Source organism: Streptomyces sp. HSS9-12 (assembly GCF_054963655.1).
On sequence record NZ_JBUEGC010000036.1, the window covers coordinates 1 to 15607 of the forward strand.

The following is a 15607-nucleotide window of genomic DNA, read 5'->3' on the forward strand; positions in this document are numbered from 1 at the left end:
GTTCACCCAGCCGCGGCCGTAGTCGCCTGGGGACGCCGCGACCAGCCCGCTTGCCCCTCCCGAAAGGGAGAAACGGACATCAACTCACGTACTGCCCTCTGACACAGCACAACGCGCAAGCGATGGCCACTATTTGCGCCACAGGCCGTTGGTGCTCCCTTGCCCCAACCCACTAGCGTGTCGTGCAGTTGTGCGATGAGTAGCGACGGACTACGGGGGTGGCCCGGCGTGAGTGCCGAGGCGTTGCGGCTGCGGTTGGCGGAGCTGGCGGCGACGGAGCGGGGCGATCTGCGCGCGCTGGTGGGGGAGTTCCGGCGTGGCGAGGTGCTGGTGCCGGTGGTGGACGGCTCGCTGTTGACGGCGGAGGCGGGCGGTATCCGCTGGTTGTTCGCGTTCACGGATGAAGCGGCGTTGGCGCGTTTCGCCGAGGCGCGTGGCGAGGCGTTTCCCGAGCGGATCCCGGTGTATGGGGCGCGCCTGCTCGACCAGGTGATTCCCCATGCGGACGGACCGATGGGCGTCGCGGTGGACGCCGGGAGCCCAACGGGCATGGTGCTGCCTCCGGTTGTGGGGATCGTGCCGGACGCGGTGGCGCTGGACGCGGAGGGTGCGGGCGCTTGAGCGGGGACGGTTACAAGGTCGATCCGGAGGCCCTGGAGCGGATCACCCAGGGCATCAATCAGGCCATGTCGGAGCTGAAGGAGCTGGGCTTCGACATCGAGGCGAATCTGGGGCGCGGCTTCGACGATCTGGAGCTCGCTGGCCTTGAGGTGGGTGACGCCGGGCTGCGGGACACCTTCGCCGACTTCTGCGAGCGGTGGGGCTGGGGGGTGCGGTCGCTGATGCAGAACGCGAACGAGTTCGCGGCGCGGCTGAACCTGTCGGCGGGGCTGTACCACGAGCAGGAGGAGTACCTGTCGAACACGTTGAAGACGGTGTGGACGGCCGGGGCAGGCAACCCGTACGCGTCCAAGGAGGAGGTGGAGAAGCGCTCGTGGGGGGACACGCTCAAGGACAATCCGATCTCCCACGTCATGGATGCGGATTACAGCCCGGGGTCCTTGTCGGCCGGGCAGGAGGGGGCCGCGCGGGCTTGGGGGCAGACCTGGCAGGACATCCAGACCTCCACGGTGACGCCGGACGCGCTGTTTGACGAGAAGACCGACTGGCAGTGGAGCGGCCCGCCACCGTCCGAGACGGAATCGCCCGCTGAGCCCGGGGAGGGCAGGGACTGATGGGGCTCGGCGACGCGATCAACAAGGTCGGGGACGGCATCGGGGGCGCTTTCGACTCAGCGAAGGAGGGCGTCGGCGAGGCCGTCAACTGGGGCACGGATCTTACGGCCGACGGCTTGTCGAATTTAGGTGCTGACGGCCTGGCCGAAGGCGTACGCGATGTCGGCGAGGGCATCAACAACCGCTTGGGCGGCGATGTCGACGAGCGGCAGCTGGGGGAGAGCGACGACCCCAAGGAGCTGATCCACGGCAGCCCGGGAGCACTCGAGGATCGTGCCAGGCACCTGCGCGACTTCCAGCGGGCCTTTGAGAACGTCGGCCAGGGAATGCGGTCCCTGGACGCGGGCAGCTGGGCGGGCAAGGCCGCGGACTCCTTCCGCGAGAAGTTCGAGATGCAGCCCAAGCAGTGGCTGAAGGCAGCCGACGCCTGCGAGGCGGCAGCGGGAGCCCTTGACGCATACGCGGACACCGTTCGCTGGGCCCAGGGCCAGGCGCAGACCGCGATCGACACCTACCGCAACGCCCAGCAGGCCGGCAAACAGGCGGCCGATGCCCACCAGGCCAGGGTTGACGCGTACAACGACGCCGCCGACCAGTATAATGCGGCCGCCTGGGCGGGTCTGGACCCGGGCCCGAAGCCCATCGAGCCAGGCACGTTTGTCGACCCGGGTGTCGAGGGCCGTCAGGAGGCCGAGGAGATCCTTGCCGAGGCACGCCGACAACGCTCCGACGCCGCCCGGCTGGCCCGTACCAAGGTGCAAAGCGCCCTGGAAATGGCCCCGGCCAAACCGGACTTCGCCGGCCGGCTCGGCGCCAACGCCACGGACGTCTTCGACGGCACCCGGCTGAACTCGGTCCATCTCGCCGGCGGGTTCCTGCGGGGCGGCGCGGACATGCTGAAGCTGGCCCGCACGGTCAACCCGATGGACCCCTACAACCTCACCCATCCCGGCGAGTGGAACAAGAACGGGTCCATGCTGCTGGCCGGTCTGGTGGGCACCGCCGCCCATCCCGAACGCCTGCCCATGGCCGTCGTCGGCAGCGGCTGGAGCAGCGACCCAGGCGACGCGCTGGGCTACCTCGCATCGAATCTGATCGGAGGCAAGGGCGCGGGCGGGCTGGCCAGGGGAGCGGCGCGAGGTGCCGCCAGGGGAGCGGCGCGGGGAGCAGCGACCGGCGCAGCGCGCAGGGGTGTCGGCGCGGCGCTCAAGGACTTCGGCAGACAGCTCAAGTGCAAGATCACCGGCGGCGACCCCGTCGACATGGCTACCGGGCGCATGACGCTCCCGCAGCAGGATCTGTCCCTGCCCGCAAGGCTTCCGTTTGTCTTCTCCCGCTACTTCGAGTCGTCCTACCGGGCCGGACGCTGGTTCGGCCCCACCTGGACCTCGACCGCAGACCAGCGCCTGGAGATCGACGCCGAGGGTGTCATCTTCATCCGTGAGGACGGCTCACTGCTGGCCTATTCTCACCCGGCGCCAGGAGTCCCTGTTCTGCCCCTGGAGGGCGAGCGCCACCCGCTGACCGTCGACGCCTACGGCGACTACACCGTCACCGACCCTGAATCCGGCCGCACCTGGTACTTCGCTGCCCCGGGCGGTGACGGCAACGGCATCGCCCTGCTGGAGGAGATCTCCGACCGCTCGGGCCAATGGCTCACCTTCGAGTACGACACCGAAGGCGCCCCCACGGCCATCGTCCACTCCGCCGGATACCACCTGAAGATCACCACCGAGGGCCAGCGCATCACCGCCCTTCACCTCGTGGGCGCCGCCACCGACGGGGGTGATCAGGAACTGGTCCGCTTCGACTACGACGAGCGGGACCACACCTCGGCGGTAACGAACTCCTCGGGCATACCGACCCGGTTCACCAGCGACGAACTGGGCCGGATCACCAGCTGGACGGACACGAACGGCTCGTCGTACAGCTACGTCTACGACGACCAGGACCGCTGCACCTACCAGACCGGCGAAGCCGGGCACCTGCGCAATTCGTACGCCTACGACGGCACGGATCCGGCAAGCGGGCTCGCCGTCACCACACAGACCAACTCACTCGGCCAAGTCACCCGGCACCTGGTCAACGACGAGCTGCACGTGGTCGCTGAAGTGCGGCCGGACGGTACGGCCACCCATACGACGTACGACCGGTGCCACCGTCCACTGACGATCAGCGACCCGCTCGGCCGTACGGTCGGCTACGTCTACGACCCGTCAGGCCGACCGATGCTGATCATCCGCCCCGACGGCCGCTACACGAGCGTCGCCTACAACGAGCAAGGCCTGCCGGTCACGGTGGTCAACCCGGACGGTACCCGGATCCAGCAGGAGTACGACGAGTTCGGCAACCGTACCCGGCTCACGGACGAGTCGGGCGTGACCACTCGCTTTACGTACGACGACGTCGGTCACCTGGCATCGGTCACCAACCCCCTGGGTGAGACCACGCAGGTGCGCTGCAATGCGGCGGGCCTGCCGGTTGAGATCACCGACCCCCTGGGCGCGGTCACCCGCTACGAGCGGGACACCTTCGGGCGCCCGGTCGCCATCACCGATCCGCTCGGGGCGGTCACACGTCTGGAGTGGACGGTGGAGGGAAAGCTCGCGCGCCGCATCGCCCCGGACGGCAGTACCCAGTCGTGGACCTACGACGGCGAGGGCAACTGCACCAGCCACACCGATGCTGCGGGTGGTGTCTCCCGTTATGAGTACACCCACTTCGACCTGTTGGCAGCCCGCACCGGCCCGGACGGCGTGCGTTATGAGTTCGACCACGACACCGAACTCCGTCTCACCAAGGTCACCAACCCACAAGGGCTGACCTGGACGTACGCATACGACCCAGCCGGTCGTCTGATCTCCGAGACGGACTTCGACGACCGCAGAGTGGCGTACGAGCACGACGCGGCCGGCCAGCTGATCGCTCGCGCCACCGCCTCGGGTGAGGTCATACGCTTCGAACGCGATGTCCTGGGCCGCATGGTGCGCAAGGACGCGGCCGGAGCAGTCACGACCTACACGTACGACGTGACGGGCGGCCTGGCCCAGGCGACAGGTCCGGATGTGGTCCTGAACATGCAGCGGAACGACGCGGGCCACCTGATATCCGAGACGGTCAACGGCCGCACCATGACGTCTACGTACGACGTCCTTGGCCGCCGCACCAGTCGCACCTCGCCGACGGGCGCGGTGAGCACGTGGACGTACGACGCGGCAGGCAACCGCACCGAACTGACCACCTCAGGTCACACGATCACCTTCGACCACGACGCGGCAGGCCGCGAACTGGCCCGCCACATCGGCGACGCTCTCACCCTCACCAACGCCTTCGATCCGCTCAGCCGCCTGACCAAGCAGGAACTATCCGGCCCGGCCAACCGACTCCTCCAGTACCGCACCTACACCTACCGCGCCGACGGCAACCTCATCGGCATCGACGACCACCTCAACGGCACCCGCCGGTTTGATGTGGACGCCGCCGGACGAGTCACCGCCGTCCACGCCGAAGGCTGGACGGAGACGTACGCCTACGACGAGGCAGGCAACCAGATCCACGCCAACTGGCCGGCGCCCATGCCCGGCCAGGAAGCCACCGGGGCCCGGACCTACACCGGCACCCGCATCCACACCGCCGGAAACGTCCGCTACGAACACGACCAAGCGGGCCGCATCACCCTGCGTCAGAAGACCCGCCTGTCCCGCAAACCCGATACCTGGCGCTACACCTGGGATGCGGAAGACCGCCTGGCCTCCGTCGTCACTCCGGACGGCACCACCTGGTGCTACCAATACGACCCGCTCGGCCGCCGCATCGCCAAACAACGCATCGCCGCAGACGGCCAAACCGTCGTCGAACAGATCGACTTCACCTGGGACGGCACCACACTCTGCGAACAGACCACCCATGTCCCCGGCGCGACCCAGCCGGCCATCACCCTCACCTGGGACCACCACGGCCTGCGCCCGCTGACCCAGACCGAACGCAAGACCACCCCGGCCGCCAACGCACCCCAGGAGGAAATCGACCAGCGCTTCTACGCCATCGTCACCGACCTGGTCGGCACCCCCACCGAACTCGTCGACGAACAAGGCGACATCGCCTGGCGCACCCGCACCACCCTCTGGGGCACCACCGCCTGGAACCGCACGGCCACGGCGTACACGCCCTTACGCTTCCCAGGCCAGTACTTCGACCCCGAAACCGGCCTCCACTACAACTACTTCCGCCACTACGACCCCGAAACCGCCCGCTACCTCACCCCCGACCCCCTCGGCCTCCACCCCGCAGACAACCCCGCCAGCTACGTCCACAATCCTTACACATGGTGTGACCCGTTGGGGCTCTCACCGTGCCTTGAAGATTTGTTGGACAGAATGGACGAAAATACCTTCTTCCACTACACGAACAAGGAGGGATACGAGCTGATCATGCGCCCCGAAGGGGCAAGGTTTGTCGCAAACCTCCAAGGTAAACTGTTCACAACGCAAGACATGCTGAACGCCAGCGAAGTCGAAATGAACATCTTCATCGGGAACCCCATGTACGCCGGGAAGGGTGACTACCTCATTGCCTTCCAAAAGCCCGAAGGTGCCTTCATCCTGCCAGGCGAGCAACCAAATGAGTTCATTCATCGAGGGGGCCTGAAGATCCCCATGGCCGATATTCCGTACCACGGAAAGAATCCGTTCTGATGATTAGTGTCGAATTCACGGGCGACTTGGAAATCCAGACCCTGCTGCGCTCGGCAGTCATGTTCAAATTCGACGGGGGCCCGGATTCAATCCCCTTCGTCGGAAGCCCGCCGTACGCCATGGCGCTCCGGTCCTTGCTCGACTCGATCGTGGAGTCGTACACACGAGCCGGCGCCGAGTCCAAAGCAGAGGCATGGCGCAAGACGTATAAACTCTCAGGCCATCCGGAGCGCTGGAAATTCGTGGCCGAGTACGCCGCACGGCATCCGAAACTGGCTACTCTGACTCACGACAAATATAGGGATTGGGTCGACACCGTAGCAGCCCCCTATTGGCTGTCACCGGACGACTACCTGGCAATGCGAGCAGAAATCGATCAAATGCGAAGTGAAGATTCGCGAAGTTGACTGAATGGTCAGGAGTGGATTCGACCCAGCGATCGGAGGCCCTGTGTGCGGCCTCCCCTGCGCCGAGCGCATGTCGGGCCACAGCCACCTGAGGATCTATCCTTATAAGCGGATCGACACCTCGAGTTGCAAGACGGCTCTGGAGTGGAGCTGGGGCATCGCCTCACCTGCCGACCTGCACGCGACCCCGCATGGCTCGGGTACCGAGGGACACCGCTTGCAGATGGCCCCAGTGCTCGGACGTCCGCCGGTGGCATGGGACTTCAGCCGATACGTATAGCCTCCGGGCGGAATCGGCGCCGGATGCATCGACGAAGCCAGCGCCTGGCAACAGCTGAGATATGCGGTTGCGCCAGTTGCGCAAGCCTATGACTCCTGGAAGCAGATCGCCGATGACGTCGTGGCTGGCCGCCAGCTGTGGATGCGCAATGCAGGCAAGGACTGGGAGGGGACCCAGGAGGACACTGCCCGTGCGGTGCAGAGAATGCTGGAACCGGCGAACAACAGCAGCCCCTGGCGGCTGGTGCCATGGGAGACCACCTACCAGGCCGACACGCTACCGATGACTGAAGGCGGCTTCGGAGCCGACCGCCGGCTGCGGTAGCTGTGCGCTGCATCCTGTCCCTCTGCCGGGTCGAGCGGGTCAGCGCTCCGCTGCCGTGACGGCTGGAGGGAGTTCCCTCGCAAGGCGAGCCCCCCGGGCGGGTGCCCGGAGGCTCAGTCTGCGGCAGGGAAGTCGCCAGCCTTCACAGCGCATATGAAGGCGGTCCACGCGTCGGAGGGGAAAACGAGGGCCGGGCTGTGCGGGTCCTTGGAGTCGCGGACGGGCACCACGCCGACGAAGCCATCGACCACCTCGACGCATTCGCCCCCCTGGGTGTTGCTGTAGCTGGACTTGCGCCACTCAGCGGTGCTCAGGTCGAGAGTGGCTCGCATGGCTCACAGTCCTCCGTGGCCGATCGGATCAACGCCGCAGACTCCCTGGGCGAGAGGGCGTACGCCCGGAGCGCATCGTAAGCCTGTTGGCGCTCGTGCACCGAGTCGGTTTCCTCGTAGAGATGGCTGGCGTCAATACCTTCCTCATACGCCACCGCGGAACCGCCGAGGAGACTGAGAAGGGAAACCGCCGATCAGTCTGTGAGCGCCATGACCGTAGGGCAGAACCTGGACCTTGGTGCGTGCGGTGTGCATCAAGGGGAGCAACGCGGCCAGTTGCTCGTGCATCGCCTCCGGTCCGCCGATCAGTCGCCGGATCACTCCCTCGTCGAGAATGGCCCAAACATGTGGGGGCGCCTCGCCCCGCAGCCGTTCCCGTCGACTCAGGCGGGCCGCAACCCGCTCTCCGAGCTCCTCACTGGTCGCGCCGGAGTCACCAGCGCGCAGCAACGCACGGGCGTACGCCTCCGTCTGCAACAGTCCCGGCACCACATGTGCCGCCCAGTGCTCGATGGCCGTGGCCTTCGCCTCGAAGTCCATGTACCGGCGGTACCGGTTGGGGTGCGCCTCGCGGCGGGCGAGTCGGTACAGCCGCACGAAGTGGCCGTCCGTGCCGAAGCAGGCGTCCAGCGCCTCCGAGAGCTTGGGCGGTGGCATGGCTTCCGCTGTCTCGATGCGTGCCAGACGGCTCTTGCTGTACTTCAGCACTTCAGCGAGCCGGGCCAACGACATGTCTGCTTTTTCGCGGAGCCGACGCATCTCCGCCCCGTAGAGATCGCGTGCGGATCGGTCCGGCGTCAGTTCGCGAGGCCGAAATGCCAAGTGCCCATTCCTCCTTGCCTACTGGCGTTGGGAGACACGACCTCTGTCGATCGTAGCTGCGTACGGCAATCGCCGAGCTGCGAACGGTGATTCCGCCCGTCGGAGAGGCGGTCGAGACGAGCCCCCGGCGACCGCTGCGACGGCCCGGGGGCGCGGCCCGTACCTCAGCGCGGAGGAGCAGCGGCCACGGGCGCCACGCCCTGCCGCCGGCGACCGTGGGCCCTCGACGGCCCCTGGCCACATGTGATCAACGGCTTCTGGGTTCTTGACCTGCCAGGCGCCGGCGCCCAGGATCCCGTCATGACGGGTGTACGCAGCAGCACGGTGGACGGGATCCTGCGGCGCAGCGCACGGCGAGTGCCCGACCGTACGGCGGTGCGGTACGGGGACCGGGCCTGGACCTACCGGGAACTGGACGAAGCGGTGTCGGCCGGGGCCGCGGTCCTGCGGGAGGCCGGTCTGCGGCCGGGCGACCGGGTGGGCTCGTACGGCCACAACTCCGACGCGTATCTGATCGGCTTTCTCGCCTGCGCGCGCGCCGGACTCATCCATGTCCCCATGAACCACAACCTGGCGGGCGAGGAGCTGCGCTATCTCGTCGACCAGTCGGGCAGCGCGCTTGTCCTGTCCGATCCGCACCTGGCCGCGCGGCTTCCGGAATCCGCGCGGGTGCTGGCGCTGCGCGACAGCGACGACTCGCTGCTGGCCCGGCTGCCCACCGCCGCGCCGGCGGAGCCGGGGCCGGAGCCGGAATCGGAGCCGGGGCCGGGGCCGGAGCCGGAATCGGAGCCGGGGCCGGGGCCGGAGCCGGAATCGGAGCCGGGGCCCGACGCCGAGGACCTCGTGCAACTCCTGTACACCTCCGGCACCACGGCGCTGCCCAAGGGCGCGATGATGACCCACCGCGCTCTGGTGCACGAGTACGTCAGCGCCATCACCGCCCTGGACTTGAAGGAGAGCGACCGGCCGGTCCACTCCCTGCCGCTGTACCACTCCGCGCAGATGCACGTCTTCCTGCTGCCCTATCTGGCGGTGGGCGCGGAGAACACGGTCATCGACGCACCCGACGCCGCGCAGATCTTCGATCTGATCGAGGCGGGCCGCGCGGACAGCCTGTTCGCGCCGCCCACCGTGTGGATCGGACTGGCCAACCATCCGGCCTTCGCCGAGCGTGACCTGACCGGGCTGCGCAAGGCGTACTACGGCGCTTCGATCATGCCCGTGCCGGTTCTGGAGCGGCTGCTACGGCACTTGCCCCAGCTCGCCTTCTACAACTGCTTCGGGCAGAGCGAGATCGGCCCCCTTGCCACCGTGCTCGGCCCGGACGAGCACGAGGGCCGGATGGACTCGTGCGGGCGGCCCGTTCTGTTCGTCGAGGCGCGGGTGGTCGACGAGGCGGGCAAGGACGTGCCGGACGGGACACCCGGCGAGGTCGTCTACCGCTCACCGCAGCTGTGCGAGGGCTATTGGGACAAGCCGGCGGAGACGGCGGAAGCCTTCCGCGACGGCTGGTTCCGCTCCGGAGACCTGGCCGTCCGCGATGCGGAGGGGTACTTCACCGTCGTGGACCGGGTGAAGGACGTCATCAACTCCGGTGGGGTGCTGGTCGCCTCCCGCCAGGTCGAGGACGCGCTGTACGAGCACGCGCGGGTCGCGGAGGTGGCCGTCATCGGCCTGCCGGACGAGCGCTGGATCGAAGCGGTGACCGCCGTCGTCGTAGCACGCGGCGAGGTCACCGAGCAGGAGCTGATCGACCACGCACGCGAGCGTCTGGCCCACTTCAAGGCGCCCAAGCGCGTCCTGTTCGTGGATGAACTGCCCCGCAACGCCAGCGGGAAGATCCTCAAGCGCGAGCTGCGCGACCGCTTCGCCGCATTGTGAGCGGCGCCTGCGGCGTGATCTCCTTCCGGAAGATCGCGCCGCAGGCGCCGGCACACCCACCTGGCGCAGCCCCAGCGGTGCAGGTGGGACGCTGGTGGCAGCCGCGGCGTACGCCTAAAAGCGAAGGAGACGGTAAAAGATGCCTCAGCCTGAGGGTGCCGCCCTGGAGGCCATACGAGCACGCCGGGAGGAGCTGCGGGCGCGCTGTCTGCGTGAGCCGTCCGAGCGGCCGACGACGACGGCCCGCGGCGTCCACCACGTGGCGTTCATCTGCCGCGACGTTGAGGAAACGATTCGCTTCTATCAGGATTTCCTCGGCTTCCCGCTGGTGGAGATCGTGGAGAACCGCGACTACCGCGGCTCGACCCACTTCTTCTTCGACATCGGCCACGGCAATCTGCTCGGCTTCTTCGACTTCCCGGGCCACGATCATCCGGCCTTCACCGAGACGGTCGGCGGGATCCAGCACCTGGCCCTGTCGGTCGCCGACGAGCAGTTCGCGGCCGCGCGCAAGGCCCTGGACGCCGCGGGCCTGGACTACCTCGGCCCGGATCGCGGCGTCGAGGACAGCCTGTACTTCCGCGATCCCAACGGTGTCCCGATCGAGCTGTTCCGCGAGAAGACCGGCGTCTTCAACGGGAAGCGGATCATCTCCTGAGCAGACCCTGACCAGGTCCTCGACAGGGCGATTGGCCTGTTTCACTCCCGTTTGCCGGGGCACGCGTGCGGCGTAACGGAGTATGACGTCGCGTGCCCGAAAGGACGTGGAGAGCGTGAAGGTTGCCTTCCTTGTCGCCCCTGAGGGTGTCGAGCAGGTCGAGCTGACCGAACCGTGGCAGGCGGTCGAGGGCGCCCGCGGCACGCCCCGGCTGGTATCCACCAAGCCGGGCAGGATCCAGGCGTTCCACCATCTCGACAAGGCCGACACCTTCGACGTGGACCAGACCGTCGCCGAGGCGTCCGTCGAGGAGTACGACGGGCTCGTCCTGCCCGGCGGGGTCGCCAATCCGGACTTCCTGCGGATGGACCCCAAGGCCGTCGCCTTCGTCAAGGGCTTCTTTGACGCGGGCAAGCCGGTGGCGGCCATCTGCCATGCGCCCTGGACCGTGGTCGAGGCCGACGCGGTGCGCGGCCGCAGGCTCACCTCGTGGCCGAGCCTGCGAACCGACATCCGCAACGCCGGCGGCAACTGGGTCGACGAACAGGTCGTGATCTGCACCAGCGGCCCGAACGTCCTGATCACCAGCCGCAAGCCGGCCGACCTCCCGGCGTTCAACCAGGCCTTCCTGGCCGAGTTCACCAAGATCGCCGCGTAATCGATCAGATCAGCCGCCTCATCGATCAGCGTCGATCAGCGGCACGGGCCGTCAGGCGCGGCCCGTGCCGCCACTGGCGTGCCCAGCGGTAGTCCGCCTTGCCGCTGGGCGAGCGCTCGATGCGCGGGGCGGTGACCAGGCCGCGCGGGACCTTGTAGCCGGCGAGCCGGCCCCGGCAGTGGCTCTGGATGTCCTCCAGCGTTGGCGTCCGGCGCCCTCCCGGAGCTGGACGACCGCCGCCACGCGGTTGCCCCACCGCTCGTCCGGCACGCCCGCGACCACCGAGCTGGACGGCGATCTGCCGGTCAATCCCGGGGCGGGGTGATGTCCACGAACCCGATCGGGGCCTCGGGCATGATCCGCTTCGGGGAGGCCGCGCTCCAGGTACGCGGCCGGGGCGGGGGAGCACCAAGTCGACGGCGCACGCCGGGCGCTCGGCCATGCGTACGGCGGCGGGGCCCAGTTCTTCTCCATGTGGCTGGTGGGCGTCAACTGTCCGGGGGCGTGATGTGCGCACGGCCTGTCGGGCACCGGTCGCGATCGCTAGGCTGCATGGCGTAAGCGAACCGGGAGGAGAATCGGACGTGGCGGACAGCACCACACAGCAGGCGCCGGCTGAGTTCAAGAAGCCGAAGCTGGACCTCACCAACGCCGAGTGGCAGTCCAGCAGCCAGGGGTCCGGCGATGTCCAGATCGCCTTCATCGAGGGCTATATCGCCATGCGGGACGGCCGGAATCCGGACGGCCCGGCGCTCATCTTCACCCCGGCGGAGTGGCGTGCGTTCGTCCTCGGCGCGCGGGACGGCGAGTTCGACCTGACCTGAGGGGTCACTCGGGACTTGAAACGCATCAGACCACGTACCCGCGCCGTGCCGGCTGCTGAAGCAGGCGCGGCGCGGGCGTACGACCGCCCCACCGCACACAGGGTGGCGTCGTAGGGTGGCGATCATGGCAGGCGAGCGAGATCTGACGAAGCTGCTGAGCGGCATGCTGCCCCGGCTCAACCCGGGCCGCTACGTCTTCACCACGGCGCCGGAGCGGATCCCCGAAGGCGTCGCACCCGTGGTCACCGTCACCGAGGACGAGGGACTGACCCTGGTCGTGCCGCAGCAGGAGGCGGATGACGCCGGGCTGCCGTACACCTACGTGGCCGGCTGGATCACCCTGCGCGTGCACTCCGCGCTGGAGGCGGTCGGACTGACGGCGGCTGTCGCCACCGTGCTCGCACAGGCCGGAATCAGCTGCAACGTGGTCGCGGGCTTCCACCACGACCATCTGTTCGTGCCGCATGACCGCGCCGCGGAGGCGACCGAACTGCTCGGCTCGCTCGCGGAGAGCCGGGCCGGATGACACCCGGGCGGGGCGCCACCCGGCAGCGCGACCCCTGTCACCCTCGGTGATGCCCGCCCTGGCTCCCGAGCCGCGCACTCGCGCCCTGTGCACGTACCATGTCCGCATGTCGTTCCTCCGCCGCCGCAGCGCAGCCACGCCCACCGGTCCGGACTTCGACGTCCTGGCGATGGACCCCAGTGACTGGCCTGGCAATCTCGGCGCGGGCCTGCTCCCCGCACCGGATGGCAGCTGCCAGGGCGTCTTCCTGCGCTACGACCTGTTCGGCGGCCGCGGCCCGGCGATGATCATCGGGAATCTGCCCGAGGGGTCCCCGGCCCGCGAACTCGAGGAAGGCCAGGTGCCCTTCGAGGTGGCGCAGCTGCTCGCCGCTCTGGGCAACGACGAGCCCGTGCACATCGTCGAGACCGAGGACACCCCGGTGATGCACGACGACAACCTGCTGATCGTCAAGCGGATCAAGGTGTCGGAGGACCGGGTCTCCTGCGTCCAGTTCGACCGCAGCGACGGCGTGCTCGTCACCATCGCCAGCTGGGACCGGCCCATCACCGACGATCTGTACCAGCTGCTCAAGCCGCTGCCGGCGGAGATGTTCCAGACGCGCTGAGCGGCTCCGCTCATCCCGGAAACGCGCGGATGAGCGGGAAACCCCGGTGGCTTCGGCTAGCTCCCGGACGGCCATACGGTCACGTCGTCGGCCTTCACATACGCCACCCGGTGACCGAACTGGATCTCGTAGTACCGCTGCTTGCCGCGCACCACCGTGTGGTTCGTGGTGTCGAAGGTCGTGGCCCAGTAGTACTCGCCCTGCACCGGGCCACCAGCCGTCGCGTACTCCTGGCCCGCGAGCAGCTTGTACGGCAGCGGGGACACCGGCTGGGCAGGAATGCCCTCGGGGTAGGCCTCCTTCTCCGGATAGGCCCGCCCGTACACCGGGATCTCCGCCAACCCCGCCTTCGGGGTGATGACCATGCCCTTGGCGTCCACGGCCGTCGGCTGCTTGCGCGGGTTGTGGAACCACGCCTTCTGCCCCAGGTACCAGATCGCCGTCCAGTCGCCCTTGCGCTCGGCCACCGCGTACTGCTGGCCGGTGGAGGCCCGGGCGCCGGTGTCGTTGACTCCGGTCGTCGAGTCGCTGCCGTCCGGGTGCAGTCCGATGTCCTTCACCAGTGCGGCGCTCTCGCTCGGGGCGGTGTACAGCCGAACGGCGCCTGAGCCGTGCGGAGCGCAGGGCTGACCGTGCTCGGTGCAGTCGGTGTAGTTCGGCTGGTTCCTGGCGTAGTCCGGCAGGATCGTGACCAGACCGCCGTCCCGGCCGGCCGTGGCGTGGAACGGCGCGCCGAGCAGCTGGAAGTAGTGCGCCCAGTCCCAGTACGGCCCCGGGTCGGTGTGCATACCGCGAATGGTCGCCGTGGTCGGGCCCGGCACATTGTCATGGCCGATGATGTGCTGCCGGTTCAGCGGGATGCCGAACCGCAGCGCCAGATAGCGCACCAGCCGCGCCGAGGCGCGGTACATGGCCTCCGTGTACCAGGCGTCGGGGCTGGCCAGGAAGCCCTCGTGCTCCAGGCCGATGGACTTGGCGTTCATATACCAGTTGCCCGCCTGCCAGGCGACGTCCGCCAGCGCCACATGCTGCGCGATGTGGCCGTCGGAGGAGCGCAGCGAGTACTGCCAGGAGACGTAGGCCGGGTCCTGGACCAGCTTGAGCGTCGTGTCCCAGGTCGCCTCGGTGTCGTGCACGACGATGTACTCGATCTTCTGCGATGTGGGGCGATCGGCCTTGTCGTGATTGCCGTAGTCGTTCTCCCCGAACTGCTCGTACGGCGCCGGGATCCACTCGCAGGCCAGCGTGGGCGGGCACTCGGCTTTGGCCGGGTCGATGCTCCGCAGGTTCAGCCGCTGTACCTGGCCGGTGTGGGCGGCCAGCTTCGGGGCGGCCGGGAGTACGACCCGCTGCCCGCTGTCGGTGGTGCGCCGCTCGCCGCTGCGCATGACCGAGAACACGTCGTTGGCGTAAGCGGAGGCGGTCGCCGCGTCCTCGGCGCCGGAGTAGCGGGCCACCGCGCCGTACCAGTCGGCGGGGTCGGCGCTCAGTGGCAGGCCGAGCTTTCGCTGCGCTGCGGCGAGCAGGGCCGCGCCACCGCGGACGTTCGCCGCCGGATCCGTGCGCAGCTCGGCCGCGTCGATATCGGACAGGCGGGCGGCTTTCTCCAGGGTGCGAAGGCGCGCGGGGAGTTCGGCCGGTTCGGGGAGCTTCTCAGGCACCCGCTTGGCCGCCCGGGCGCTGTCGCCGCGCGGGTCCTCGAGGCCGTCGCTGTGGTGCCCTGCCCGGGACAGGGCGGTGCGCGCATCCGTCAGGTGCATGGGGCCGTAGCCACCGGACACGCTCGGCGCTCCGCCGTGCGCGTCCCAGCGGGACTGCAGATACGAGACGCCGAGCAGCACACTCTGCGGCACGTGGTACTCCGCGGCGGCGTCGGCGAAGGCCCGCTGCAGGGCCGTTGGTGCCGGCTGCCGGGCGGCGGTCGCGGGCTGCGCGGCCGAGAGCAGAGGGAACAGCAGAGCGGCGGTCGCGGTGGCGGCTGCCACGCGGGTCACACGTCGTCGGGTGCTCGTGACGCCATCAAGGGCCGATCCTCGCATGCAGCCTCCTCAAGTGGAGCGTGCCGGATGATGCGCGGACGCATAAGTGGGGCGGAACCCGACTAGAGCTATCGGTTGGCCGACGATCCGTCAATTAGGCCGCGCGGGCCGGATTTCGCACGTCAGCGCCCGGGCCGAGGTCTTTCGGGCCGCAGGCGTCCGGGCCTGCGGCGCGCCAGTGGTCTGGGCCGGTGACGGAGCGCGAACGTGTTTCCGGAATTTCTGCGCGTGGGCTCATTCGGATGGCTTGGCCGGTTGAACGCCGGGCACCGGCAGCAGCACCAAGCAGCGCGCCCGGTAACCGGACGCGCCGCTTGGTG

General features: G+C 68.6%; 13 protein-coding genes and 3 pseudogenes. 12 read left to right on the forward strand and 4 right to left on the reverse strand.

The window, feature by feature from the left end; all coding sequences use genetic code 11:
• Positions 1 to 228 precede the first annotated feature (228 nt).
• The 5 genes from ACY34J_RS19420 to ACY34J_RS19440 all read left to right on the forward strand — a co-directional run bounded on the left by ACY34J_RS19420 (position 229) and on the right by ACY34J_RS19440 (position 6940).
• The gene (locus ACY34J_RS19420; protein ID WP_462727795.1) at positions 229 to 621 is read left to right on the forward strand and encodes an SseB family protein; all 393 of its coding nucleotides are present in this window, start codon (positions 229 to 231) and stop codon (positions 619 to 621) included.
• On the forward strand, positions 618 to 1235 hold the full coding sequence (locus ACY34J_RS19425; protein WP_462727794.1) for a hypothetical protein: 618 nt from the start codon (positions 618 to 620) through the stop codon (positions 1233 to 1235). Before ACY34J_RS19420 ends, ACY34J_RS19425 begins: the two co-directional genes overlap by 4 nt.
• Positions 1235 to 5929, forward strand: coding sequence for a putative T7SS-secreted protein (locus ACY34J_RS19430; protein WP_462727793.1), 4695 nt, complete (start codon positions 1235 to 1237; stop codon positions 5927 to 5929). The genes ACY34J_RS19425 and ACY34J_RS19430 overlap by 1 nt, the downstream gene beginning before the upstream one ends.
• Positions 5929 to 6336 (forward strand): hypothetical protein, encoded by a 408-nt coding sequence (locus ACY34J_RS19435; RefSeq protein WP_462727792.1) that lies wholly within the window; start codon positions 5929 to 5931, stop codon positions 6334 to 6336. The genes ACY34J_RS19430 and ACY34J_RS19435 overlap by 1 nt, the downstream gene beginning before the upstream one ends.
• Positions 6337 to 6628: 292 nt before the next feature.
• Entirely contained in the window at positions 6629 to 6940 is a 312-nt protein-coding gene (locus ACY34J_RS19440) for a DUF1266 domain-containing protein (RefSeq protein WP_462727798.1), read from the forward strand.
• Between the two features lie 113 nt (positions 6941 to 7053).
• On the opposite strand, the gene ACY34J_RS19445 is transcribed toward ACY34J_RS19440, so the two are convergent.
• Both ACY34J_RS19445 and ACY34J_RS19450 read right to left on the reverse strand, forming a co-directional pair.
• On the reverse strand, positions 7054 to 7272 hold the full coding sequence (locus tag ACY34J_RS19445) for a DUF397 domain-containing protein (protein ID WP_462727791.1): 219 nt from the start codon (positions 7270 to 7272) through the stop codon (positions 7054 to 7056).
• Positions 7251 to 8031: pseudogene (locus ACY34J_RS19450) on the reverse strand (helix-turn-helix domain-containing protein). Before ACY34J_RS19450 ends, ACY34J_RS19445 begins: the two are co-directional and overlap by 22 nt.
• 363 nt (positions 8032 to 8394) lie before the next feature.
• Here ACY34J_RS19450 and ACY34J_RS19455 point away from each other — a divergent pair.
• The 3 genes from ACY34J_RS19455 (at position 8395) to ACY34J_RS19465 (ending at position 11291) form a co-directional block, all read left to right on the forward strand.
• Positions 8395 to 9975 carry an acyl-CoA synthetase gene (locus tag ACY34J_RS19455; RefSeq protein ID WP_462727790.1) on the forward strand — a complete coding sequence of 527 codons (1581 nt, stop codon included), beginning with the start codon at positions 8395 to 8397 and terminating at the stop codon, positions 9973 to 9975.
• Between the two features lie 139 nt (positions 9976 to 10114).
• Positions 10115 to 10633, forward strand: a complete 519-nt coding sequence (locus ACY34J_RS19460; RefSeq protein WP_462727789.1) for a VOC family protein — start codon at positions 10115 to 10117, stop codon at positions 10631 to 10633.
• 115 nt (positions 10634 to 10748) lie between these two features.
• The gene (locus ACY34J_RS19465) at positions 10749 to 11291 is read left to right on the forward strand and encodes a type 1 glutamine amidotransferase domain-containing protein (RefSeq protein ID WP_462727788.1); all 543 of its coding nucleotides are present in this window, start codon (positions 10749 to 10751) and stop codon (positions 11289 to 11291) included.
• Between the two features lie 25 nt (positions 11292 to 11316).
• On the opposite strand, the pseudogene ACY34J_RS19470 reads toward ACY34J_RS19465, so the two are convergent.
• A pseudogene (locus ACY34J_RS19470) lies at positions 11317 to 11576 on the reverse strand (AMP-binding enzyme); the annotation flags it as partial.
• On the opposite strand from ACY34J_RS19470, the pseudogene ACY34J_RS19475 reads away from it, so the two are divergent.
• The 4 genes and pseudogenes from ACY34J_RS19475 to ACY34J_RS19490 form a co-directional block, all read left to right on the forward strand.
• Positions 11572 to 11799: pseudogene (locus ACY34J_RS19475) on the forward strand (thiolase C-terminal domain-containing protein); the annotation flags it as partial. The pseudogenes ACY34J_RS19470 and ACY34J_RS19475 overlap by 5 nt on opposite strands.
• 76 nt (positions 11800 to 11875) lie before the next feature.
• Positions 11876 to 12115: a DUF397 domain-containing protein gene (locus tag ACY34J_RS19480; RefSeq protein WP_462727787.1), complete on the forward strand. Its 240-nt coding sequence runs from the start codon at positions 11876 to 11878 to the stop codon at positions 12113 to 12115.
• Between the two features lie 124 nt (positions 12116 to 12239).
• Positions 12240 to 12641 (forward strand): ACT domain-containing protein, encoded by a 402-nt coding sequence (locus ACY34J_RS19485; protein ID WP_462727786.1) that lies wholly within the window; start codon positions 12240 to 12242, stop codon positions 12639 to 12641.
• Between the two features lie 106 nt (positions 12642 to 12747).
• Positions 12748 to 13248, forward strand: a complete 501-nt coding sequence (locus tag ACY34J_RS19490) for a hypothetical protein (RefSeq protein WP_462727785.1) — start codon at positions 12748 to 12750, stop codon at positions 13246 to 13248.
• A gap of 56 nt (positions 13249 to 13304) precedes the next feature.
• On the opposite strand, the gene ACY34J_RS19495 is transcribed toward ACY34J_RS19490, so the two are convergent.
• Entirely contained in the window at positions 13305 to 15287 is a 1983-nt protein-coding gene (locus tag ACY34J_RS19495; protein WP_462727784.1) for an N-acetylmuramoyl-L-alanine amidase, read from the reverse strand.
• Positions 15288 to 15607 lie beyond the last annotated feature (320 nt).